This window comes from Pseudomonas sp. MWU12-2345 (assembly GCF_023242385.1).
Lineage (GTDB): Bacteria > Pseudomonadota > Gammaproteobacteria > Pseudomonadales > Pseudomonadaceae > Aquipseudomonas > Aquipseudomonas gingeri_D.
This window is the reverse complement of the sequence record NZ_JALLJA010000001.1, coordinates 500,639-522,056: the sequence shown is the minus strand read 5'-3', so window position 1 is coordinate 522,056 and position 21,418 is coordinate 500,639. Positions and strand designations below refer to the sequence as shown.

16 protein-coding genes are annotated in these 21,418 nt (G+C 63.5%); all 16 read left to right on the top strand.

Annotation, left to right across the window (positions count from 1 at the left end; translation table 11 throughout):
• Positions 1 to 21 precede the first annotated feature (21 nt).
• Positions 22 to 1,860: a MotA/TolQ/ExbB proton channel family protein gene (locus M5C71_RS02340; RefSeq protein WP_248767109.1), complete on the top strand. Its 1,839-nt coding sequence runs from the start codon at positions 22 to 24 to the stop codon at positions 1,858 to 1,860.
• An 11-nt stretch (positions 1,861 to 1,871) separates the two neighbouring features.
• Positions 1,872 to 2,297, top strand: a complete 426-nt coding sequence (locus M5C71_RS02335) for a biopolymer transporter ExbD (protein ID WP_103495630.1) — start codon at positions 1,872 to 1,874, stop codon at positions 2,295 to 2,297.
• Positions 2,298 to 2,299: 2 nt separating this feature from the next.
• Positions 2,300 to 3,004: an energy transducer TonB gene (locus M5C71_RS02330; RefSeq protein ID WP_248767108.1), complete on the top strand. Its 705-nt coding sequence runs from the start codon at positions 2,300 to 2,302 to the stop codon at positions 3,002 to 3,004.
• Between the two features lie 40 nt (positions 3,005 to 3,044).
• On the top strand, positions 3,045 to 4,742 hold the full coding sequence (locus M5C71_RS02325; RefSeq protein WP_248767107.1) for a putative porin: 1,698 nt from the start codon (positions 3,045 to 3,047) through the stop codon (positions 4,740 to 4,742).
• A gap of 16 nt (positions 4,743 to 4,758) precedes the next feature.
• Positions 4,759 to 5,406 (top strand): DNA repair protein, encoded by a 648-nt coding sequence (locus M5C71_RS02320; RefSeq protein ID WP_248767106.1) that lies wholly within the window; start codon positions 4,759 to 4,761, stop codon positions 5,404 to 5,406.
• A gap of 20 nt (positions 5,407 to 5,426) precedes the next feature.
• Entirely contained in the window at positions 5,427 to 5,915 is a 489-nt protein-coding gene (locus M5C71_RS02315) for a YbjN domain-containing protein (RefSeq protein WP_248746508.1), read from the top strand.
• On the top strand, positions 5,912 to 6,865 hold the full coding sequence (locus tag M5C71_RS02310) for a peptidylprolyl isomerase (protein ID WP_248767105.1): 954 nt from the start codon (positions 5,912 to 5,914) through the stop codon (positions 6,863 to 6,865). Before M5C71_RS02315 ends, M5C71_RS02310 begins: the two co-directional genes overlap by 4 nt.
• A gap of 57 nt (positions 6,866 to 6,922) precedes the next feature.
• Positions 6,923 to 7,900 (top strand): LysR family transcriptional regulator, encoded by a 978-nt coding sequence (locus M5C71_RS02305; RefSeq protein ID WP_248767104.1) that lies wholly within the window; start codon positions 6,923 to 6,925, stop codon positions 7,898 to 7,900.
• Between the two features lie 331 nt (positions 7,901 to 8,231).
• Positions 8,232 to 9,164 (top strand): NAD-dependent epimerase/dehydratase family protein, encoded by a 933-nt coding sequence (locus M5C71_RS02300; RefSeq protein WP_177098964.1) that lies wholly within the window; start codon positions 8,232 to 8,234, stop codon positions 9,162 to 9,164.
• Between the two features lie 79 nt (positions 9,165 to 9,243).
• Positions 9,244 to 12,054: a bifunctional glycoside hydrolase 114/ polysaccharide deacetylase family protein gene (locus M5C71_RS02295; RefSeq protein ID WP_103494077.1), complete on the top strand. Its 2,811-nt coding sequence runs from the start codon at positions 9,244 to 9,246 to the stop codon at positions 12,052 to 12,054.
• Positions 12,032 to 15,622: a tetratricopeptide repeat protein gene (locus tag M5C71_RS02290; protein WP_103494078.1), complete on the top strand. Its 3,591-nt coding sequence runs from the start codon at positions 12,032 to 12,034 to the stop codon at positions 15,620 to 15,622. The genes M5C71_RS02295 and M5C71_RS02290 overlap by 23 nt, the downstream gene beginning before the upstream one ends.
• A 28-nt stretch (positions 15,623 to 15,650) precedes the next feature.
• A complete protein-coding gene (locus tag M5C71_RS02285; protein WP_177098967.1) occupies positions 15,651 to 16,172 on the top strand; it encodes a penicillin-binding protein activator LpoB in 522 nt (173 codons plus the stop codon).
• 5 nt (positions 16,173 to 16,177) lie between these two features.
• Positions 16,178 to 17,548 (top strand): PelD GGDEF domain-containing protein, encoded by a 1,371-nt coding sequence (locus tag M5C71_RS02280; protein WP_248767103.1) that lies wholly within the window; start codon positions 16,178 to 16,180, stop codon positions 17,546 to 17,548.
• Positions 17,526 to 18,515: a HEAT repeat domain-containing protein gene (locus tag M5C71_RS02275; RefSeq protein WP_103494081.1), complete on the top strand. Its 990-nt coding sequence runs from the start codon at positions 17,526 to 17,528 to the stop codon at positions 18,513 to 18,515. The genes M5C71_RS02280 and M5C71_RS02275 overlap by 23 nt, the downstream gene beginning before the upstream one ends.
• On the top strand, positions 18,512 to 20,029 hold the full coding sequence (gene pelF / locus M5C71_RS02270) for a GT4 family glycosyltransferase PelF (RefSeq protein ID WP_103494082.1): 1,518 nt from the start codon (positions 18,512 to 18,514) through the stop codon (positions 20,027 to 20,029). The genes M5C71_RS02275 and pelF overlap by 4 nt, the downstream gene beginning before the upstream one ends.
• Positions 20,030 to 21,400, top strand: a complete 1,371-nt coding sequence (gene pelG / locus M5C71_RS02265) for an exopolysaccharide Pel transporter PelG (protein WP_177098970.1) — start codon at positions 20,030 to 20,032, stop codon at positions 21,398 to 21,400.
• The last annotated feature ends 18 nt before the right edge of the window (positions 21,401 to 21,418 follow it).

The window sequence follows — 21,418 nt, the reverse complement described above, 5'->3', positions numbered from 1 at the left end:
CCTAATTACGGAGCAATTTTCATGCAGCGCCTGATGATATCCCTGTTGATCTGCCTGGGCCTCGCGCTCCCGGCGACCGCCAATGCCTGGTGGCAGGACGACTGGCACTACCGCAAGCAGATTACCGTCGACACCACGGCACAAGGCGCGGCGATCAACGACGCTCCCGGCCGTAGCAGCCTGCTGGTGCGCCTGCATACCGGCAACTTCACCTTCGACGGGGTCAAGGAGGACGGCTCGGACCTGCGCTTTGTCGCGGCGGACGACAAGACCCAGCTCAACTACCAGATCGAAAGCTTCGACCCGCTGATGGGCATGGCGCTGATCTGGGTCGATGTGCCCAAGGTCGAAGGGGGCCAACGCCAGGACCTGTGGATGTACTACGGCAACGCGAAGGCACCGGCGGTCAGCAACGGCCAACTGGCGTTCGATCCCAACTACACCGCGGTCTATCACTTTGACGGCGCAGCGGGCACGCCGCCGAAGGATGCCACTGCTTTCGCCAACAACGCGCAGAACGCCACTGGCAGCCGTATCGACGGCGTGATCGGCGGTGCCTTGCAGTTGGGCGGCCAGGCCTTGTCGCTGCCGGCCAGCCCGTCGCTGCAATACAGCGCCGGCGGTGCCCTGACCCTGAGCGCCTGGGTGCGCCTGGACCAGGCCACGGGCGAGCAGTCGGTGATCACCCGCCGTGAAGGCGGTCATGCCTTTGTGCTCGGTGTCAGCCAGGGCACGCCATTCGTGGAGGTCAATGGCCAGCGCGGGGTTTCCACCCAGGCGCTGAACCCGGGGCAATGGCAGCACCTGGCCGTCACCGTCCAGGGCAGCAAGGTGACGCTGTTCGTCAACGGTCGCGAGACCGCGAGCCTGGCCCAGGAAGTCCCCGCGTTCAACTCGCCGATCGCCGTGGGTGCCGAGTTGCCGGTCGCCGCCGCCGATCCGGCGGCTCCGGTCGCCGCGCTCTACCAACCCTTCCAGGGCGCCATCGACGAACTGCGCCTGTCCAAGGTCGTGCGTCCGGCCGCCGCGTTGCTGGCCGATGCCATGTCCCAGGGGGCCGAATCGAAGCTGGTGGCCTATGGCGCAGACGAAGAGCAGTCGGGCTTCGGCTTCGGCAGCCTGGGCTTCCTGCTCAAGGCGGTGCCGGCGGACGCCTGGGTGATCATCGCGGTCCTGGTGCTGATGATGTTCCAGTCGTGGTTCATCATGATCCGCAAGAACAGCGCCCTGGGCCGGGTCAGCCGGGCCAACGAGATCTTCCGCGAACAATTCGCCCAGATCGGTACCCGCCTGGAAATGTTTGCCGACGACCAGGACCTGGCCCGCCGCCTGGAGCATTCCTCGCTGTGGCGCCTGTACCTGGTGGCGGTCAAGGAGATCCGTACTCGCCGTGCCCAGGGCGCCGATACCTCGACGGTCTCGGCGGCGACCATCGAGGCGATCCGCTGCTCCATGGACGGCGTGCGCACCCGGGAAAACCAGCAACTGAGCTCGAAGCTGTCGACCCTGTCCAATGCCATCGCCGGCGGCCCTTATATCGGCCTGCTCGGCACCGTGCTGGGGATCATGGTGGTGTTCCTCGGCACGGCCATGGCCGGTGACGTGAATATCAACGCCATCGCCCCCGGCATGGCGGCGGCCTTGCTGGCCACGGCCATGGGCCTGTTTGTCGCGATCCCGGCGCTGTTCGGCTACAACCGCCTGATCACCCGCAACAAGGAAGTCAGCGCCGACATGCGGGTGTTCGTCGACGAGTTCATCACCCGCCTGGCCGAGATGCACGGCGAGAGCCACTCCCACGAAAACGCCCAGCGCCGTGGCCTGCATGCCGATCAACCAACCACGTCGATTCCGGCCTGAGGGGAACAGCCATGGCTAGCGTAAATGCCTCCCACGACGATGACGATGACGCGCCAGTGGACAGTATCAATATCACGCCCCTGGTGGACGTGCTGATGGTGGTGCTGGTGATGTTCATCCTCACCGCCACCGCCCAGGTCTCGGGCATCCAGATCCACCTGCCCAAGGCCAGCGCCTCGGTGTCGCTGTCCCAGGCCAAGACCAAGGCCATCTCGGTCAACGACGGTGGCCAGGTGTTTCTCGACGCCTATCCGGTGACGCTGCCGGAGCTGGAGGAGCGCCTGCGCATCGAGAAGGCCCAGAGTCCGGACTTTCCGATCATCGTGCGCGGCGACGCCACGGTGCAGTACCAGAAAGTCATCGAAGTGCTCGACCTGCTGCGGCGCCTGGAGTTGTCCCAGGTCGGGCTGGTCACCGGCAAACCGACCCAGGGCTGACCATGACCGCGAAATTACCGATCAGCCCCGACCCCTTGAAGAAGTCGCCGTTGCGCCTGTTGAAGTGGGGCGCGGGGCTGCTGCTGGGGGCCGTCGCGGCCTGGTTCCTGTGGCAGTGGGCCCACGATATGAGTGGTGTGCGCCGGGAAGCGCCGAAGGTGCCGATGTTGATTCCGTTGCCGCCGCCACCGCCACCGCCACCCGAGCCGGAAAAGCCCAAGGAGCCGGAAACCCCGGTGGAAGAAAAGATCCCTGAACCGACCCCGGAACCGGAACAGGTCAAGCCCCAGGAGGAAGCACCGCCGTCACCGGTCAACGACCTGGAAAACCCGATGCAGATCGACGGCGACGCCCAGTCTGGCGGCGACGCCTTCAACATCGGCGCGGGCAAGGGCGGCGGCATGGCCGGAGCCGGAGGAGGGCGGCTGGGTAACGGCACCTACAGCCAGTTCCTGGCTTATTCCTTCCAGCGTTTGCTCAAGGAAGACCCGCAACTGCGCAACCTGGCTTTTGCGCTGCAGACCGATATCTGGCTGAGCGCGGCCGGAGAGATCACCCGGGCCGAGCTGGTCAAGTCCAGTGGCGATCCGAAGCTCGATGCCCAGGTACTGGCCGCCCTGCGCGCCGCGCCGCGTTTGAGCGAACGGCCGCCGGCGTCGATCACCCTGCCGGTGCGTATTGCCTTGCAAGGCCGGCGTCCCGGCTAGTTCACCCCATTCGCAGTCTTGTCATAGGAGTTGTGTGCAAATGATTTCCAATGTGAATCGATTGAGCCTGGCGGTCGGCCTGGTCATCGCGACCCTGGTCGGCCAGGCGGCAGCGGCAACGCCCGCGGCGCCGTCGGAAAACGCCACGATCAACCTGATCCGCCTGCTGGTGCAGCAGGGCGTACTCAAGCAGGAACAGGCCGACGGGCTGATCGCCCAGGCCGAGAAAGAAGCCGTCCAGGCGCGCCAGGCCAGCGCCGTTGCCGCCAGCGGGCCGCCTGCGACGCCAGGCGAGGTTCGCGTGCAATACGTCCCGGCCATTGTCCGCGATCAGATCCGCGACCAGGTCAAGGCCGAAGTCATGGCCACCGCCAAGCAGGAAAACTGGGCGCAGCCCAATACCTTCCCGGATTGGGTCTCGCGCATCAGCTTCGACGGCGACCTGCGCCTGCGCGACGAGTCGCGTTATTACTCCAGCGGCAACAGCAACCAGATCGTCGACTTCGCCAAGCTCAATGCCAGCGGCCCCTACGACGTCAACCCGAAAACCAGCACCAGCCTGCCGCCGTTGCTCAACACCCGCGAAGACCGCGGCGACTCCCTGCGCATCCGCGCCCGGCTGGGTATGAAGGCGGTTGTCGCCCCGGACTGGACCGCTGGCATCCGCATCGGCACCGGTACCGACAACAACCCGGTCTCGACCACCCAGGTGCTCGGCGGTGGTTTCGCCAAGAAAGACCTCTGGCTCGACCAGGGCTACCTGACCTGGAAGTACTCCGACCGCTTGAGCCTGACCGGCGGGCGTATCGCCAACCCGTTCTTCTCCACCGACATCTTGTATTCCCCCGACCTGAACTTCGATGGTGTGGCGGCGATCTTCAACCAGAAGCTCAACGCCGACTGGGGTGTGTTCGGCACCGTTGGCGCGTTCCCCATCGAGTACAGCTCCGACACCGCCAGCAGCAACGGCTACGACAAGCAAAAAAGCGCCGACAAGTGGCTCTACGGTCTGCAAGCCGGGGCGACCTGGCAGTTCAGCGAGCACAACAAGCTCAAGGGGGCGTTGGCCTACTATCGTTTCGACGACATCGAAGGCCAGCGCTCCGACACCTGTAGACCTTGGGCCGGGGACCCGGGTTGCAGCTCCGACGGCACCCGCGCCGCGTTCATGCAGAAGGGCAACACGGTGTTCCTGCTGCGGGACATCGCCATCAACCCTTTGACCCCGACCACCACGGCACAACCGCAATTCGTCGGCCTGGCCTCGAAGTTCAATCTGCTGGACCTGAACCTGGTGCTCGACAGCGACCTGCCGGAAGACTTCAAGCTGCGCAGCCAGGCCGACTACGTGCACAACCTGGGCTACGACGAAGGCGAAATGAACCGACGAGCCGCGGGCCAGGTCGTCAACAACCTGGACAACGACGGCAAAATCCAGAGCGGCGCCAACGCCATGATGGTCCAGTTCACCCTCGGCAACGCCCTGGACCTCAAGCGCCAGGGCGACTGGAACGTCTTCGGCGGCTACAAGTACATCCAGCCGGATGCCTTGCCCGACGGTTTCAACGACAACTCGTTCCACCTCGGCGGGACCAACGCCAAGGGCTTCTTCCTCGGGGCCAACTACGGCCTGGACAAGAACGTGATCGCCACCGCGCGCTGGCTCAACTCGGAGGCGGTGTATGGCGCGCCGTTCGATATCGATGTCATGCAGCTTGAAATCAACACGCGCTTCTAAGCGCGAGGGAGACCCCATGAACATGCGAGCCCAGGTGCGTTGGTCGACGTTGTTGCTGCTGGTCGGCGTGGCGCTGGCCAATGGCGCGTCCGCCGAAGGCATGGAAGAGCGCCTGCGCACCCAGTTGCGTAGCACCACCCAGCAATTGCAAGCGTTGCAGAGCGAACAGGCCCAGGCCGGCGCGGCACGGATCGCCGCCGAAAACCAGACCAAGGCGGCCCAGGCGCAGATCAAGCAGCTCGAAGCAGAGCTGGCCAAGGCCAAGGGGTTGAGCGAGCAGTTGGCCGGCCAGCAACAGAACCTGCAAAACCAGGCCCAGGCGTTTGCCGCCGCCAGCAACGAACAGTTGGGCAAGTTCAAGAAAGCCTATGACGACCTGCTGGTACTGGCCAAGGCCAAGGAGGCCGAGCGCGCGCGCTTGCAGGTGCAGTTGACCGAGCGTGACACACAAGTGCAGCAATGTTCGGTCAAGAATCAACAGATGTACGGGGTCGCCAAGGAGATCCTCGCCGCCTACGAAAAAATCGATGTGGCCGAGGTGATGAAGATTCGCCAGCCGTTTGCCGGCGGGGCCCGGGTCAAGTTCGAGGAAATGGCGCAGACCTTCGGCGACAACCTCTACAAGAACCAGTTCGATGCGACCCACGTATCCGTCAATCAATGACCTGCAAGGAAGAACAATTTATGAGCGAACAATTGATCGAGCACGTGACCCCGGACAGCCTGACCGAACTGCTGCAAGGCGCCGGCTACCGGGTCAATCGCACCGAGCAGAACGGTATCGTGCAACTGCTCAGCGCCAGCCAGGGCATCGGTTACGCCGTGCGCTTCGGTAATCCAGCGGCCGGCGAGGGGGGTTATGTCGACTTCACCTACAGCTGTGCCCTGCGGGTGCAAGGTGAGCTGCCGGCCGGCCTGGCCGAGTTGTGGAATGCTTCGCGGCGTTTTGCCCGCATGTCGGTACAGGGCGAGTTCCTGGTGATGGAAATGGATGTGGTGGTGGCCGCCGGTGTCAGCGCCAACTACCTGCGCGGCAACCTGGAACTCTGGGATCGCCTGCTGCAGGAGTTCATTGTCTACCTGCGTGACTACAGCCAGCGGGCGGCGCAGTTGCAGGCCCAACCGCAAGCCGGTGTCGAGCCTGTGGCCCATGAGGAGGAGGCGACCCTGTGAAAAAACGCAACCTGTTGGCCGGCGCCGGTGCGCTGGCCGTGCTGGTCGGTGTGCTGGCCCTGGTCATGCGCCCGGGCAGCGATCCGGTGGCGGCGGTGCAGCCGGCAACCGCCACGCTGCAACCGACGTCGAACGCCCCGGCCGTGGCCCGCCTGGGTAACCAGCAAGTCGATGCCCAGGAACTGAAAGCCGTGTTTGCGGCCCTGCCGGCCGATTCCCGTGAGCAACTGCGTGGCAATCGTGCAGCCCTGGAAAGCTGGCTGCGGACGCGCCTGGCGGAAAAGGCGCTGATCGAACAGGCCGATGCCCAGGGCTGGCCGCAGCGCCCGGATATCGAGCAGCAGACCCGCGCCGCCGCCGAGCAGATCGTCTTTCGCAGCTACCTGGCGTCGGTCAGCCAGGTGCCGGCGGACTACCCCAGCGCCGAAGAGCTGCAACAGGCCTATGACAGCGGCAAATCGGCCTGGCAGACGCCGCCGTTGTACCGGGTCAGCCAGATTTTCCTCGCCGTGCCGGATCAGCAGTCGCTGGAAAGCGTGCGTAAACAGGCGGTGGAACTGAGTCGTCGGGCCCAGGCCGCACCGGGCGAGTTCGCCGCGCTGGCGGGCCAGTATTCCCAGGATCGCGACAGCGCCAAGCGCGGTGGCGATGCCGGTCTGCAACCGCTGCAGCAACTGCTGCCGGAGGTGCGTGGCGCCGTGTCGCGGCTCAAGACCGGTGCGGTGGCGGATCCGGTGCAAAGTCCGGCGGGCTTCCATATCGTCAAGCTCAACGAAATGCAGCCGGCGCGCACCGCGACCCTGGACGAACTGCGTGACCGTCTGCGCGAAGCCTTGCGCAGCCAGCGTCAGGAACAGATTGCCAAGGCTTACCTGGCAGGCATGCTCAACACCGCGACCTTGAGTATCGACGGTGCGGCCTTGAACCAGGTGCTGGAAGAAAAGCCCTGACAAGAAATTGCCATTGGATGGTTGGGCGTCCCCGGATGCCGACAGGGAGTCAGTATTATGTCGTTGAATGAAGACGCCCCGCGAGTGGGCGTCATGGACTACCACAGCCCGAGCGAGCCGCACGAGCCCTGGCTGGCCTTGGCCAGGCTGATGGAACCGCAGACGGCCCAGGTCTTTCTGGCCAGTGCCCGCTGCGGCTGCTTTATGCAGGCGGCGCGCAGCTTGAATATCAAGTCGACCCAACTGCGCAAGCAGTTGGCGTTGCTGGAAGAACGCGCCAATCGACCACTGCTCGTGTATGAGGGCAGCAGCCTGATCCTCAGCCGCGACGGCCAGCAGTTGCAGGCGCAACTGATCGCTTTGGCCCATGAACGACGTCTGCCGATCATGGAACAGCCGTTGGTACGCCTGGCGATTGCCGAATCGATCCTGCACGACATCCTCGGTCGCGACCTGATCGCGCTGTTGCGCCGCAATGCCAGCATCCGCCTGGAAATCATCCCGGTGGACAGCGTGATGTCCTTGCAGGCCTTGAGCGCCGACGTGGTGGTCTGGCTGTGCGGCCCGGACTCGCCGGTCTCGGGGCCGAGCTTCGCCATCAGCCCGCCGCAGCCCCTGGTACGGCTGGATTACCTGCCGCATATCGCCAAGCGTTATTCGCGGGTGGCGGCGCGCCCGGATGTGATTGCCGATCTTGAAGACTACATGTTGGTGCAATGGCAGCACGACCGGCAGATCGACGACTTCCAACCGTGGAACCATCTGGTGGAGCAGCGCCTGGCGGGCGTGGTGCAGGTGCATTCCTATGAGCTGATGCTGGAAATGATCCGGTGCGGCGCCTGCATCGGTTTGTTGCCTTGTTATATCACCCGTTTCGATCGTGGGCTGGTGGCACTGCCGGGGTTGTTCGAGGAACCCATGCAGCGTCGGGCCTGGCTGGCGACTCGCCGTGAAGCCGAGGGCAGGGAAGAGGTGCAGTTGATCGTCGATCTGGTGCTGGGCACGTTCAAGGAGCGGCGGGAGTGGTTTGAGTAGCGGTGATGCCAGCTCGTGGGTTTGAGATTTGCAGTGGGCAGCCAAAATATTGGCTTTTTTTGAGGGTTGGTTAAAAAATATAAAAAACATAGACATATTCTTGACGATATCAGCTTGATATCCCACTATGGCGTGCCTGAGTAATTGACTTTACTCATGTTTTTTTGACGCCATCGTTCTGAAGGCTCTCCATGAAAAGGCGACACAGCCCTTAAAAGAGAGCGGGCGGCGCAGGGAAGATCAGCCATCAAGGCGAATAGCCTCGGCTCCCTTCCAGCAGTGCCAGCATCAGACGATGAAGATTGCGCCACATTTTCTCTTGGGATGATTTATGTCTGCCGAACGGATACTGGTTACAGGGGGCGCCGGCTTCATTGGCTCTCATCTTGTGGATGCGTTATTGGCCAAAGGCCATGCCGTTCGGGTCCTGGACGATCTGTCCAGCGGTAAGGTGAGTAACCTGCCGATGAACAATGCTTCCCTGAAGCTGGTGGTCGGTGATGTCGCCGATGCCGCCGTCCTGGCTGAAGCCATGCAGGGTTGCAGTGCGGTGGTGCATCTGGCCGCCGTGGCCTCGGTCCAGGCCTCGGTCGAAGATCCGGTACGCACCCACCAGAGCAATTTCATTGGCACCCTGCGGGTTTGCGAGGCGATGGTCGCCGCCGGTATCCGGCGTGTGGTGTTTGCCTCCAGCGCGGCGGTGTATGGCAATAACGGGGAGGGCACCGCGATTGCTGAAGACACGCCCAAATCCCCCCTGACACCCTATGCGGCGGACAAACTCGCCAGCGAGCACTACCTGGATTTCTATCGCCGCCAGCATGGACTGGAGCCGGTGATCCTGCGCTTCTTCAATATTTTCGGGCCGCGCCAGGACCCGTCATCGCCGTACTCCGGAGTCATCAGCATTTTCAGCGAGCGGGCGAAAGCCGCACGGCCGATCACGGTGTTCGGCGACGGTGGGCAAACCCGCGATTTTGTCTATGTCGAAGACCTGGTGAAGATCCTCGTCCAGGGTCTCGAATGTGCGCAGCCTCCCGTCGATGCCACCAATGTCGGGCTCGGTGGCGTGACTACGCTCAATGACCTGATTGCCGCCCTGGAACAGATCAGCGGCAAGTCCCTGAACCTGAGTCATGCCCCGGCCCGCTCCGGAGACATCCGGCACTCCAAGGCGGACAACCGCCGTTTGTGCGAACGCTTTGAGCTAGGGGCGTCGACCGCCATGGCCGACGGTTTGGCACGCCTCTATCGCAGTCTTTAGTTGCATCGCCTTGCAGGCGCCCGATTGCGTGGCGCCGGTAGTCTGATGTTGCGCGGATTGATCTACTAAAGAGTGAGTTATGAAAATCGAGTTTTCCAGGGCGCGCGTCTGCAAAATGGTGCGGCGTCTGTTCGCCGCGTTGGCATTGTGTGTAACGAATTCAGCGTTACAGGCCGCTCCGGCGGCTCCCGCCAGCGTCGGATTCTGGTACGCCGAGCAGCCGCCCTTGCAGGAGTTGGCACAGTTCGAATGGGCCGTGGTCGAACCCGGCCATATGACCGGTGCCGATGTTGCCACCTTGCGCAAACTCGGCAGCCAGCCATTCGCCTACCTGTCGGTGGGTGAGTTCGACGGCGACCGTGCCGCCCTGGACAAGGAAGCGCTGACACAGGGCGCCAGCAGCATCCGTAACAAGGCCTGGGACAGCCAGGTCATGGACATCGCCACGCCGGCCTGGCGGGAACATCTGTTCAAGCGCGCCAAAGCGTTGCAGGAGCAGGGCTATGCCGGCCTGTTCCTCGATACCCTCGACAGCTTTCAATTGCTCCCCGAAGCCAACCGCGAACCGCAGCGCAAGGCGCTGGTAGCGTTTCTGCGCGAGCTGCACCGCCGCCAGCCAGACCTCAAGCTGTTCTTCAATCGCGGCTTCGAGGTACTGGCTGAGCTCGATGACGTAGCCTCGGCCGTCGCCGTCGAATCGATCCATGCCGGTTGGGATGCCTCGGCCAAGCGTTATCGCCCGGTGTCCGAGTCCGACCGCAACTGGCTTGAAGGTGAGCTCAAACCGCTGCGGGCGCGGAATATCCCGCTGGTGGCCATCGACTACCTGCCGTCCACGCGGCGTGAAGAAGCCCGCAAACTGGTCCGTCAGTTGAGCCAGGAAGGCTTTATCCCGGTGGTCACGACCCCGGACCTCAATGCCATCAGCATGAGCACCGTGGAGGTGCAGCCGAGGCGTATCGCCATGCTCTATGACCCGCGTGAAGGTGAACTCTATGATCACGCCGGCCACCGGATGCTCGGAGGCCTGTTGGAATACCTGGGTTATCGGGTGGATTACCTGCCGGTCGACGACAGCTTGCCGTCCTACAGCTTCGCCGGTTTGTACGCCGGGGTGGTGGTGTGGATGACCAGCGGCCCGCCGCAAGACAGCCGTGCCTTTTATAGCTGGATCGGCAAGCGCCTGGATGAACAGGTCCCCCTGGCGATCATGGCCGGCCTGCCGATCGAAGACCGCTCGCTGCTCAAGCGCCTGGGCCTGAACCTCGCCGCGCCGGGGGATCGCGATACCTTGCAGGTACTCAGCCAGGACAAGGCGCTGCTCGGTGCCTTTGAGGCGCCAGTGGTCCCACGCAGCCGCGAGCTGACCCGGGTGACGCTGCTGCCCGGCGGACCGCAACCGGGCTTGTTGCTGGGTGACGGCAAGGGCGGCAAGTTCGCCCCCGTGGTCACCGGCGACTGGGGCGGCATGGCCCTGGCACCCTATGTCGTGGAAGCCAACGTCGAACGGACCCGCTGGATTCTCGATCCGTTCGCGTTCATCCAGAAAGCCTTGCGCCTGCCGGCCCAGCCACGCCCGGACAGCACTACCGAAAATGGCCGGCGGATCGCCACGGTGCATATCGATGGCGATGGTTTTCCGTCCCACGCCGAAGTGCGCGGCACGCCGTATTCCGGGCGCCAGGTGCTGGCCGACTACATTCGTCCCAATCCGTTCCTGACCTCGGTGTCGATCATTGAAGGCGAGGTCGGGCCCAAGGGCATGTCGCCTTTCCTGGCCCGGGAGCTGGAACCGATCGCCCAGGAGATCTTTGCCGATCCCAAGGTCGAAGTGGCGACCCACACCTACAGCCATCCGTTCTATATGCAGCCGGACAAGGCCAGGCAGGACGAAGATTTTCATGCCGAATACGGCTTGCGGCTGAATATCCCGGGCTACAAGACCCTCGACTACCAGCGCGAGATCGTTGGCTCGCGGGACTACATCAATAGCCGTCTGACCACCGCGAAAAAGCCGGTGAAGATGATCTTCTGGCCGGGTGATGCGTTGCCAAGCGCGGAAACCATCAAGCTGGCCTATGACGCCGGGCTGAAGAACGTCAACGGTGGCCAGACCATCCTGACCAAGGCCAATCCGTCGCTGACCGGCCTGTATCCCTTGTTGCGTCCCACCGCGGGCGGCTTGCAGTACTACGCGCCGGTGATCAACGAGAATATGTACACCAACCTGTGGAAGGGTCCGTACTACGGTTTTCGCGATGTGATCGATACCTTCGAGTTGACCGACAGCCCACGACGCCTGCGCGGTATTCATCTGTATTACCACTTCTATTCGGGGACCAAGCAGGCATCGATCAAGGCCATGACCGACATCTACCAGTTCATGCGCGGCCAGCAACCGATGTCGTTATGGATGAGCGATTACCTGGATCGGCTTCACGGTCTGTACCAGGCCAGCCTGGCCCGCACCGGCGAGGGGGACTGGCAGGTGCGCGGGATGGATGGCTTGCGCACCCTGCGCCTGGATCCGGCACTCGGCTGGCCGGACCTCGGCCGCTCCCAGGGCGTGGCCGGTGTCCGTGATCTGCCCCAGGGCCGCTATGTGGCGCTGAGTAGCGACCGCGCGCTGCTGGCCCTGCGCCCTGAGCGTGATCCGCGCCCGGCGCTGGAGCTGGCGAATATTCCCTTGCTTGACTGGCGGTATGTGAATGACCGGCAGGTGACCTTCGCCTTCGCCGGCGAATTCAACCTGGAGTTTTCGGTACGCTCGGCCGGCGCCTGCCGGGTCGAGGTTGACGGGCAACATTACGCGGGCCGGTCCGAACAAGGCCTGTGGCATTTCCAACTTCCGCTGAAGCAGGTGAGCGATGCCCAACTCCTCTGCAACTAAGGCTAAAAGCACGCGGCTGCTCAATCCCTGGGCGCTGCTGCTGGTGGCGATCGCCGTCGGCGTGCTGCTGTGGGCGACCTTTCATAATGAAGAAGCCTTTCGTCCCAAGGGTGGCGCGCCGGACGAGGTTTCGGCCAGCTACGCCGAGGTGCTGCTGGCGGCGCACCCGCAGAACAGCGAGCTGCGAACCCAGTTGCTCGACCTGCTGATCCAGCTGGGTGAATACCCACGCGCCGAAAAGCATCTGGCTGATTGGCCGCAAGCCGATTCGACCCTGCAAACCTATTATCGGCTGCAACTCGATGCCCTGGCATTGAACAACAGCAGCGATAGCCCGGCATTGCAGGCGCTGGCCGAACGTTTCAAGGCCTTCGACTACAAGTCGTTGCCAACGCCCCAACTCGAACACCTGGCGCCGTTGGCCCTGAGCGCCCAGGCACCGGGCCTGGCCGCGGATAGCTATGCCGAACTGGCGCGCCGCGATCCGCGACAGCATGACCAACGGCTGACCGAAGCGGCGAAATGGTACCTGGCCAGTGAACAGCCCGGACGGGCGGCGGATCTCTATATCGAGCTGCTTGCAAGTAGCCAGAAACCCGAAGAGCGGCGCCAGTTCCTCCAGGCCGCCTTCGAGGGCCTGGTAGCCGCTGATCGAGGCGATCAGGCGGCCGAGCTGCTGGCCAGGGAGTTGCTCGCGCAACCGGATGGCCAATTCGATCCGGCGCTGCTTGACCTGGGCGTCGATGTGGCGGTGGCGCATAACCGTACCGACCTGGCTGAGCAGTTTTTTAGCGAATGGCGCAAATTGCAGCCCGACAGCCCGCAAGTGCTGGCCAAGGAGTTCAAGCAGCGCCTGGCCTTCGGCGATCTGCCGGGGGCGCACGCGGCGGGCTTGCAACTGCTCGAACAGCGCCCGGACGATCCGGCGTTGCTGGAGCAGATGGCCCATATCGCCGAATGGCAGGACGACTCGGCAGCCGCGCTGGGCTACTGGATCGCCCTGAGCAAACTGCGCGACAACCCTGCTGAATTCGAGCACACCTGGCGCCTGGCGATGCAGACCTACGACTTCGATCGGGGTATTCCGGTGCTGGCGGGGATCATGGACACGCGAGCGTTGACCAATGTCGAGCTGGATGCCCTGGTGTACGCCGAAGAGTCACGTGGCACTCCCGAGCAGGCTGAAGCCTGGTTGCGTCGTTATGTCGCCAAGTATCCGAAACATCGCCTGGCCTGGGTCCGGCTGTTGCAGAACCTGGAAAACACCGAGCAATACACGGCGCGCCTGGACGTCTGGCAGAGCTTCGCCAAACGCTTCCCTCTGAGCAGTACCGAACGGGTCGACTGGGCCAACAACCACCTCAAGCTGTTTGACAGCCCGTCGGCCTGGAAGGTGATCACGGCGGTCGATGGCAACAAGATCAATGATCTCGACTATTGGCAATCCCGCGCGGCGCTGGCCTGGGACCTGGAGCTGGACGACGAGCTGCGGCTCGCGCTGGAGAAAATGCTCGCCATCAAGGGCTCGCTCAATACCGGCGACGAGAGTGAGCTGATTGCTCTCTATCGAACCCGGGATCCACGCAAGGCCTTGCAGTTGACCGTCGACAGCTGGAAGCAGGGCCACGCCCCGCAACGCCTGGTGGCCGCCTTGCAACTGGCCCAGGAACTTCAGGACTGGCCGCTGGTGATCGATCTGCTCAAGGATGCCGAGCAGTACCCGGAGGCTTCCGAGCGGTCCCAGGTGCTGGCGGCCCGTGGTGCGCTGGCCGTGCAGCAAGGGCAGAGCGAGGAGGCCTTGCGCCTGTATCGCCTGGGGTTGAGCCGTTTCCCGGATGACAATACCTTCCGTGAGCGCCTGCTGTGGCTGTACGTCGACCTGGGCCGTAGCAGCGAAATCAAGCCGTTGCTGCAGCAATGGCGTGCCCTGGCCCGTAGCGACAGCAGCTTGTGGCTGCCGTTTGCCGCCGCCAGCCAGTTGGTCGGGCGCAACACCGAGGCCCTGGCCTGGTATCGCCTCTACCTGCAAGCCAACGCCGGGGACTGGATGGTCCAGGCGGCCTATGCCGATGCGCTGGAAGGCGCCGGTTACGCCGAGTCGGCCCAGCGCTTGCGGCTCAAGCTCGACCGCGAGGTGACGCCGGAGCAGATTCGCGCCACCCCGCAGGGCTACAGCACCTGGTTACGCCTGCTGGCCAGCAGCTATTCGTCGCGCAAGGCGCTGAACCAGGCAATGCAATGGCGGGATGGCTCCAAACCGATGCTGCAACTGTGGTTCGACCAGTTGTTGGCACGCCTGGACAACCTCAATCAGTCGGCGCAGAAAGACGACTGGCTGGCCTGGGCCCGTAGCCGTGGCCTGAAGATCAATGGCTACGAGCAGATCCAGGAAGCCCTGCGCGGCAGCAATCGGGCCGCATTGGAACACCTGGTGAGCAGCGGCGAGCTGGATCCGGCGCAGCAGGTCGAGGCGCTCAATAGCCTGGGACGCGGCGCTGAAGCCCTGGCCGTGGACCTGTCGGCACTGGGTGACGATCAGCCGCCGGCGATCCGTGAGCAATTGCGCCGCCAGGCCATTGAAATGACCGAGCGCACCCCGCAGGGCGTGCTGCTCGCCTGGGAGCATCAGGACTACGGTGGACTGGTATTCAACGGTCCACGGCTGACCAGCGCGCGTTATCTGAACGACAACTGGTACGCCAAGTTGGTGCTGGAGCAGGGTCGATACAGTGGCGAGACCCTGGAGCCGTCGCGTTTGGGCAGCGAGACCAATACCGAGCTGACCTTGCAGCGGCAACTGGAGAGTGGCAATTACAAGCTGATCTTCGACAGCAGCCTGCGCCAGGACGATGACCGCAATGGGCTCGGTGTCAGCCGGACCTGGCAGGTGGACAGCGGCAACGAGCTGGATGCCGGTGCCGACTGGCACCGCAAGAACGAGGACAGCGGGTTGATGCGCGCGTTCGGCCGCCAGGATGATCTCTGGGCCGGCGGACGGCATCGCTACTCGGCTCGCGACCAGTTGTCCTGGAACCTGGCCCAGCGCTGGTTCGCGACCCGCGGCGGCGATGATCTGGGCAAGGGCCAGGCACTGAAGATCGAGTTTGACCACACCTTGCAGTTCGAAGGGCCGAACTGGGAACTGCGCAGCGGTATCGACTACCAGCAGAACAGCTTGAACAACCGCTCACTGGCCAATCTGGCCAATACCCTGGGCGGGGGCATCGACCTGGCCGGGCTCGAACTGGACGATCCGAGTCAGATCACCAGCCAGACCTTGCTGCAGAAACAGTACGGCCAGTGGTTCTTCGGCAGTTCCTGGCGGCGCGGTTTCCCCGGCGCACTGAACCGCACGCGCGGGCAGTACACCTGGCTGGTGGATCTCAGCACGGGCTGGCAGTGGACCGATAACACCATCAACTACGCCGTCAGTACCGGTGTCGGTACCGAGGTATTGGGCAATGACGAATTGGCAGTGACCTTCGGCTACCAGTCGGCGCCGCAAGGCGGCACAGGCAAGTCTGGCGGTACCGCGGGCGTCAGTTACAGCGTGCGTTTTGGACGCTGATCATGGAATTCAAAGAGGAGTTAACCTTATGCAAACGATTCGTTGCGTGAGTCTGGCGATGGTCGCCGTGTTGATGGCCGGTTGCAGCAGCTTTACCGGCCAAAACAGTCCGGAACTGTCGAGCAAGGCCCGTTGGGGGGTGTTACCGCTGGTCAACTATTCCCAGACGCCACAAGCCGGTGAGCGCGGCGAGCAGATCCTGCTCAGCGTGTTGAGCAGCCGTGGCCTGCAACCGCAGGTCTATGCCGGCGCGCCAGGGCAGGGCGAACAGGCCCTGCTCGACGATAACGAGCGCCTCGCCGGGGCAATGGACTGGGCCCGTGAGCAGAAGCTCGACTATGTGGTGTCCGGCAGCGTCGAAGAGTGGCAGTACAAGAACGGCCTGGATGGCGAACCGGCGGTGGGTATCAGCCTGCGGGTGGTCGAAGCCGGCACCGGCAAGGTCCTCTGGAGCAATAGCGGTGCCCGCGCCGGCTGGTCCCGCGAAAGCCTGGCCGGCGCGGCCCAGAAGGTCCTCGACAAGCTTGTCGGCGGCCTGCGGATCGAGTGACTGCGATGAACTCTCCACACATGGACTACGCGCTGGCTCCGCGCGCCAGCGGTCCGGCGTCTTGGCTGGAAACCTTCCTGGTGACCGCGCTGGTCATCGGCTTCGGTCTCTGGCTGACCCCTGAAGACCCGTTGCAGGTACGCGGCGGGTTTCCCTGGTCGCTATTGGCGCCGTTGTTGCTGGGGGTCCGTTACGGCTTTGTCCGTGGCCTGATCAGTGCCAGCCTGCTGGTGGCGACGTTCTTCGTCCTGCGCCAGTCGGGACTGCAAGGCTACGCGCAGATCGCGCCGTCCTACATTGTCGGCGTGCTGGTCTGCGGGATGCTGGTAGGTGAAGTGCGGGATCTGTGGGAACGGCGCCTGTTGCGCTTGCAGATGGCCAACGAGTATCGCCAGTACCGGCTCGACGATTTCACCCGGGCGCACCAGATACTGCGGGTCTCCCACGATCGCCTGGAGCAGCGCCTGGCGGGCAGCGACCAGAGCCTGCGCAGCTCGTTGCTGGGCCTGCGTGAGCGCCTGCGTGCCGCGCCCAATGGCGAAGATTCGCTGTCGTTGCTGGCCGAACCGGTGCTGACCTTGCTCGGCCAGTACGGTTCGTTGCGGGTGGCCGGGCTGTACCGTCTGGACTCGCCGCGCGACGCCGCACCGAGCTTGACCCTGTTGGCCTCCACCGGGGTCATGGGGCCTCTGGACAACCAGGACCTGCTGGTCAAGTTGTGCCTGGAGCGCGAAGAACTGGTGAGCGTGCGCGAAGAGCTGATCGACGCTGGCGGCCAAGCCTCGGTGTCGTCGTTGCAGGCGTGCATTCCGCTGCTGGATACCGAGGGCCGGATGCTGGCAATCCTCGCGGTCCGGCAGATGCCGTTCTTTGCCTTCCAGGAACGGACCCTCAGTCTGCTGGCCTTGCTGGCCGGGCATATTGCCGATCTGCTGCACCACGACCCGCAGGTGCTGCAACTGGAGGATGCCGACGCCCAGCACTTCACCCGCCAGCTCAAGCGTTCGTTGCTGGATGTCGAGCGGCACGGTTTGTCCGGCTGCCTCTATGCCTTCGAGCTGACCCGGAGCAACGATGAGCTGGCCCGGCTGTTCGAACGCAGCCAGCGTGGACTGGACCTGCACCTGACCCTGGCCAACAACCGCGGGCATGCGTTGTTGCTGGTGCTGCTGCCGCTGACCAGCGCCGAGGGCGCCCAAGGTTATCTGATGCGTCTGGGCAAGCTGATCCACGAACACTTCGGCATGAGCGTGGAGCTGTCCGGCCTTGGGGTCAATGTCTTGCCTTACGATCTGGAGTCGGCCCGGCAACGGGACGGGCTGCGTAACTTCCTGCATAACGAGTGTGGCCTGAATGTTCAGCAAGTGGCTGTTTAGCGGGGCGCTGTTTTTCGAAGCCGGGAGCTGGGCCAGTCTGACGACCCGCCTGCCCGACCTGCAGATCGCGCTCCTGTACACCATGACCCATGGCATCGCCTGCGGCCTGTTGACCGCGGCGGTGTGGCTGTTGCTGCCGGCGCGTTACCGCGCGCCGTTGCCATGGAGCCCGTTGTTTATCTTCAGCCTGGCGTTTTTTGTGCCGCTGATCGGTGCCGTGGGGGTGGTCGCGGCGATCTTTCCGGCCCTGTACCTGCCACGCAAGCGCGAGATGCAGATGTGGCAGGCGGTGGGCATTCCCGACCTGCCGTTTCGGGCGCAGATCCAGCTGCATTCGCCAACCTTCGGCGACAGTGGCCTGCAGGATGTGTTGCGCCATGCGTCGGACCCGGACCAGCGCCTGGCGGCACTGCTCGCCACTCGACGGATGCCGGGCAAGGAAGCGGTGCCGATTCTCAAGCTGGCCCTGGGCGATCCGAGCGACGATGTCCGTCTGCTGGCGTATTCGATGCTCGACAAGCAGGAAAGCGATATCAACCTGCGTATCCAGTCATCCCTCGCGCAGTTGCCCGGCGCGCCCGCACAGAAGGCCGGGGCCTTGCACGCCACGCTGGCTCGCTGGTACTGGGAGCTGGCCTACCTGGGCCTGGCCCAGGGCAGCGTCCAGCAGCACGTCCTCGGCCAAGCCGGCGAGCATGCCGAGCTGGCGCTGAAAGCGGGTGAGGGCGGTGAGTTGCTGCTGCTGGCCGGGCGTATTGCCCTGGAACGCGGCGATATCGGCAAGGCGCGCCTGCATATGCACCAGGCCGAGCAGGCGGGCATGGACCCGGCCAAAGTCCTGCCGTTCAGTGCTGAAATTGCCTTTGAAACGGGACGCTATAGCGAGATTCCCGGGCTGTTGAAAAGCCTGCCGCCGGAGCTGCAACAACGCCCGCCCTTTGCCGGGCTGGTAAGGACCTGGACATGAAAAAGCCCGCCAATCCAACGCCAATCGCCGATGTCTGCCTGCTGCTCGAAGGTACCTGGCCCTATGTACGCGGCGGTGTATCCGGCTGGATTCACCAACTGATCCTCGGGTTGCCGCAACTGACCTTTTCGGTGCTGTTCATCGGTGGCCAGCGTGAAGCCTATGGTCAGCGGCGCTATGAGATCCCGGCGAACGTGGTGCATATCGAAGAGGTGTACCTGGAGGAAGCCTGGCGTAATCCGAAGCGCAAGCGGGTCGCGCACAGCGCGTCCCTCGAAGAACTGAGCAATCTCTACCGCTATCTGCACAACCCCGAGAAGCCGCCCGCCGAGCTGGGCTTTGGCGTGCTCGATGCCCTGGCCCAGGGGCGGATTACCCTGGACGATGTGCTCTATAGCCGCCCCAGCTGGGAGGCCCTGACCGAAGGTTATGAGCAGCATTGCGCCGATCCGTCCTTCGTCAATTATTTCTGGACCCTGCGCACCATGCAGTCGCCACTGCTGATGCTGGCCGATGCCGCCCGACGGATGCCGCGAGCACGGGTCCTGCACTCGATTTCCACCGGTTATGCGGGGCTTGTGGGCTGCATCCTCAAGCAGTTGTGGGGTTGCCAGTTGCTGTTGAGCGAGCATGGGATCTACACCAAGGAGCGCAAGATCGACCTGGCCCAGGCCAGTTGGATCGCCGAAAGCAACAACCAGGCGCTCAACGACAGCATGGCTACCGGCACCGGTTATATCCGCATGCTCTGGGTGCGCTTCTTCGAACGCATCGGCCATCTGGTGTACGAGAGCGCCGACCAGATCATTGCCTTGTACGATGGCAACCGCCAGCGGCAGATCAAGGACGGCGCGCCGCCGGCGCGTACCCAGGTGATCCCCAACGGCATCAACCTGGAGCTCTGGACCCAGGCCCTCAACGCCCGTGCCGCAGGGATCGCGCCGGTGGTCGGGCTGATCGGTCGGGTCGTGCCGATCAAGGATGTGAAGACCTTCCTGCGCGCCATGCGCGGGGTGGTCAGCGTGATGCCGCAGGTCGAGGGCTGGATTGTCGGGCCGGAAGAGGAAGACCCCGAATACGTCGCCGAGTGTCGCAGCCTGGTGGCCAGTCTGGGCCTGGAAAAACAGGTGCTGTTCCTCGGCTTCCAGAAAATCCAGGAGATCCTGCCGCAACTGGGCCTGATGGTCCTGACCTCGATCAGCGAGGCGCAGCCCCTGGTGATTCTCGAAGCCTGGGCCGCCGGCACGCCGGTGGTGAGCAGCGACGTCGGCTCCTGCCGCGAACTGATCGAGGGCGGCACCGCGGCCGACCGTGATCTCGGGCTGGCCGGGGAGGTGGTGGCAATCGCTGATCCACAGGCCACGTCCCTGGCGATCACCGATCTGCTGCGCAGCCCCGAGCGCTGGAAGTCGGCCCAGGCCGCGGGTTTGCTGCGGGTTCACCGTTACTACAGCGAGACCTTGATGATCGACCGTTATCGCACGCTTTATCACGCTGCCATGGGGACTGTGTAAATGGCCGGCATCGGTTTCGAACTGCGCAAGATTCTCTCGCGCGACTCCTACACGGCGACGCTGCACGCGTATGTCTACGCCGGCCTGATCAGTTCCGGACCCTGGGTCCTGTCGATTCTCAGCGTGATGCTGGTGGGGGTCATCAGCCTTGGGCTGGTGGTCCCGGAGGTGTTGATCCGCCAGTTCCTGATCACGGTGACCTACCTGATGGCCACGTCGCTGATCCTCACCGGCGGGTTGCAGCTGTTTTTCACCCGTTTCGTCTCTGACCGCCTGTTCGAGCGCAAGTACGAGCAGATCCTGCCGAACCTGGTCGGCGTGCTGCTGCTGGTGACCCTGGGCTCCGGGCTGCTGGGCATCATCCTGTTGGCCACGCTGTTCGACCAGCCGCTGGTCTACCGGTTGCTGACGCTGGCCAACTTCGTGGTGCTCTGCAACTTGTGGCTGGTGATCATCTTCCTCTCCGGGATGAAGGCCTATAACCGCATCCTGGTGGTGATGCTGGCGGGTTATGCGCTGATGGTCGGCAGCGCGTTCTTCCTGCGTTACCTGGGGATGGAAGGCTTGCTGCTGGCGTTGTTGCTCGGCCACAGCACACTGCTGTTCCTGTTTCTCTACGACATCCTGCGTGAGTACCGCGCCGAGAAACTGGTGGCCTTCGACTTCCTCGATCGACGCCAGGTATTTGTCAGCCTGCTGCTCACCGGGCTCTGCTACAACCTGGGGATCTGGATCGACAAGTTGATCTTCTGGTTCAACCCGGACACCTCGAGCCAGGTGATCGGACCGATGCGCGCCTCGATTCTCTATGACTTGCCGATCTTCCTCGCCTACCTGGCGATCATTCCCGGGATGGCGGTGTTCCTGGTGCGGATCGAAACCGACTTCGCCGAATGGTACGACCGCCTGTTCCGCGCGGTGCGTGATGGCGAGACCTTGCGCCATATCGCTTCGTTGAAAGCCGAAATGACCTTCTCGATTCGCCAGGGCCTGCTGGAAATCTGCAAGGTCCAGGGGCTGACGGTGGTCCTGCTGTTCCTGTTCGGTCCGCGCCTGCTGGAGTGGCTGGGCATGTCCAGCTACTACTTGCCGCTGTTCTACATCGACCTGATCGGGGTGAGCATCCAGGTGGTGTTCATGGCGATTCTCAACGTGTTTTTCTACCTCGACAAACGGGCGATCGTGTTGGAACTGTGCCTGTTGTTCGTCGTGCTCAACGCCGCCTTGACCTTTCTCAGCCTCTACCTGGGGCCGAGTTTCTTCGGTTACGGGTTCACCTTTTCGCTGCTGGCGTGCGTGCTGCTGGGGTTGGCGCGCCTGTCGACCGCGCTGGATGACCTGGAGTACGAAACCTTTATGCTGTCGCGCTAAGGGGTAAAACGGTCTTGC

What these genes read in the sequence shown, in the direction of transcription:
- M5C71_RS02340 (WP_248767109.1), top strand. Translation starts at nt 22, where the DNA reads ATGCAGCGCCTGATGATATCCCTGTTGATCTGCCTGGGCCTCGCGCTC.
- M5C71_RS02335 (WP_103495630.1), top strand. Translation starts at nt 1,872, where the DNA reads ATGGCTAGCGTAAATGCCTCCCACGACGATGACGATGACGCGCCAGTG.
- M5C71_RS02330 (WP_248767108.1), top strand. Translation starts at nt 2,300, where the DNA reads ATGACCGCGAAATTACCGATCAGCCCCGACCCCTTGAAGAAGTCGCCG.
- M5C71_RS02325 (WP_248767107.1), top strand. Translation starts at nt 3,045, where the DNA reads ATGATTTCCAATGTGAATCGATTGAGCCTGGCGGTCGGCCTGGTCATC.
- M5C71_RS02320 (WP_248767106.1), top strand. Translation starts at nt 4,759, where the DNA reads ATGAACATGCGAGCCCAGGTGCGTTGGTCGACGTTGTTGCTGCTGGTC.
- M5C71_RS02315 (WP_248746508.1), top strand. Translation starts at nt 5,427, where the DNA reads ATGAGCGAACAATTGATCGAGCACGTGACCCCGGACAGCCTGACCGAA.
- M5C71_RS02305 (WP_248767104.1), top strand. Translation starts at nt 6,923, where the DNA reads ATGTCGTTGAATGAAGACGCCCCGCGAGTGGGCGTCATGGACTACCAC.
- M5C71_RS02300 (WP_177098964.1), top strand. Translation starts at nt 8,232, where the DNA reads ATGTCTGCCGAACGGATACTGGTTACAGGGGGCGCCGGCTTCATTGGC.
- M5C71_RS02295 (WP_103494077.1), top strand. Translation starts at nt 9,244, where the DNA reads ATGAAAATCGAGTTTTCCAGGGCGCGCGTCTGCAAAATGGTGCGGCGT.
- M5C71_RS02290 (WP_103494078.1), top strand. Translation starts at nt 12,032, where the DNA reads ATGCCCAACTCCTCTGCAACTAAGGCTAAAAGCACGCGGCTGCTCAAT.
- M5C71_RS02285 (WP_177098967.1), top strand. Translation starts at nt 15,651, where the DNA reads ATGCAAACGATTCGTTGCGTGAGTCTGGCGATGGTCGCCGTGTTGATG.
- M5C71_RS02280 (WP_248767103.1), top strand. Translation starts at nt 16,178, where the DNA reads ATGAACTCTCCACACATGGACTACGCGCTGGCTCCGCGCGCCAGCGGT.
- M5C71_RS02275 (WP_103494081.1), top strand. Translation starts at nt 17,526, where the DNA reads ATGTTCAGCAAGTGGCTGTTTAGCGGGGCGCTGTTTTTCGAAGCCGGG.
- pelF (WP_103494082.1), top strand. Translation starts at nt 18,512, where the DNA reads ATGAAAAAGCCCGCCAATCCAACGCCAATCGCCGATGTCTGCCTGCTG.
- pelG (WP_177098970.1), top strand. Translation starts at nt 20,030, where the DNA reads ATGGCCGGCATCGGTTTCGAACTGCGCAAGATTCTCTCGCGCGACTCC.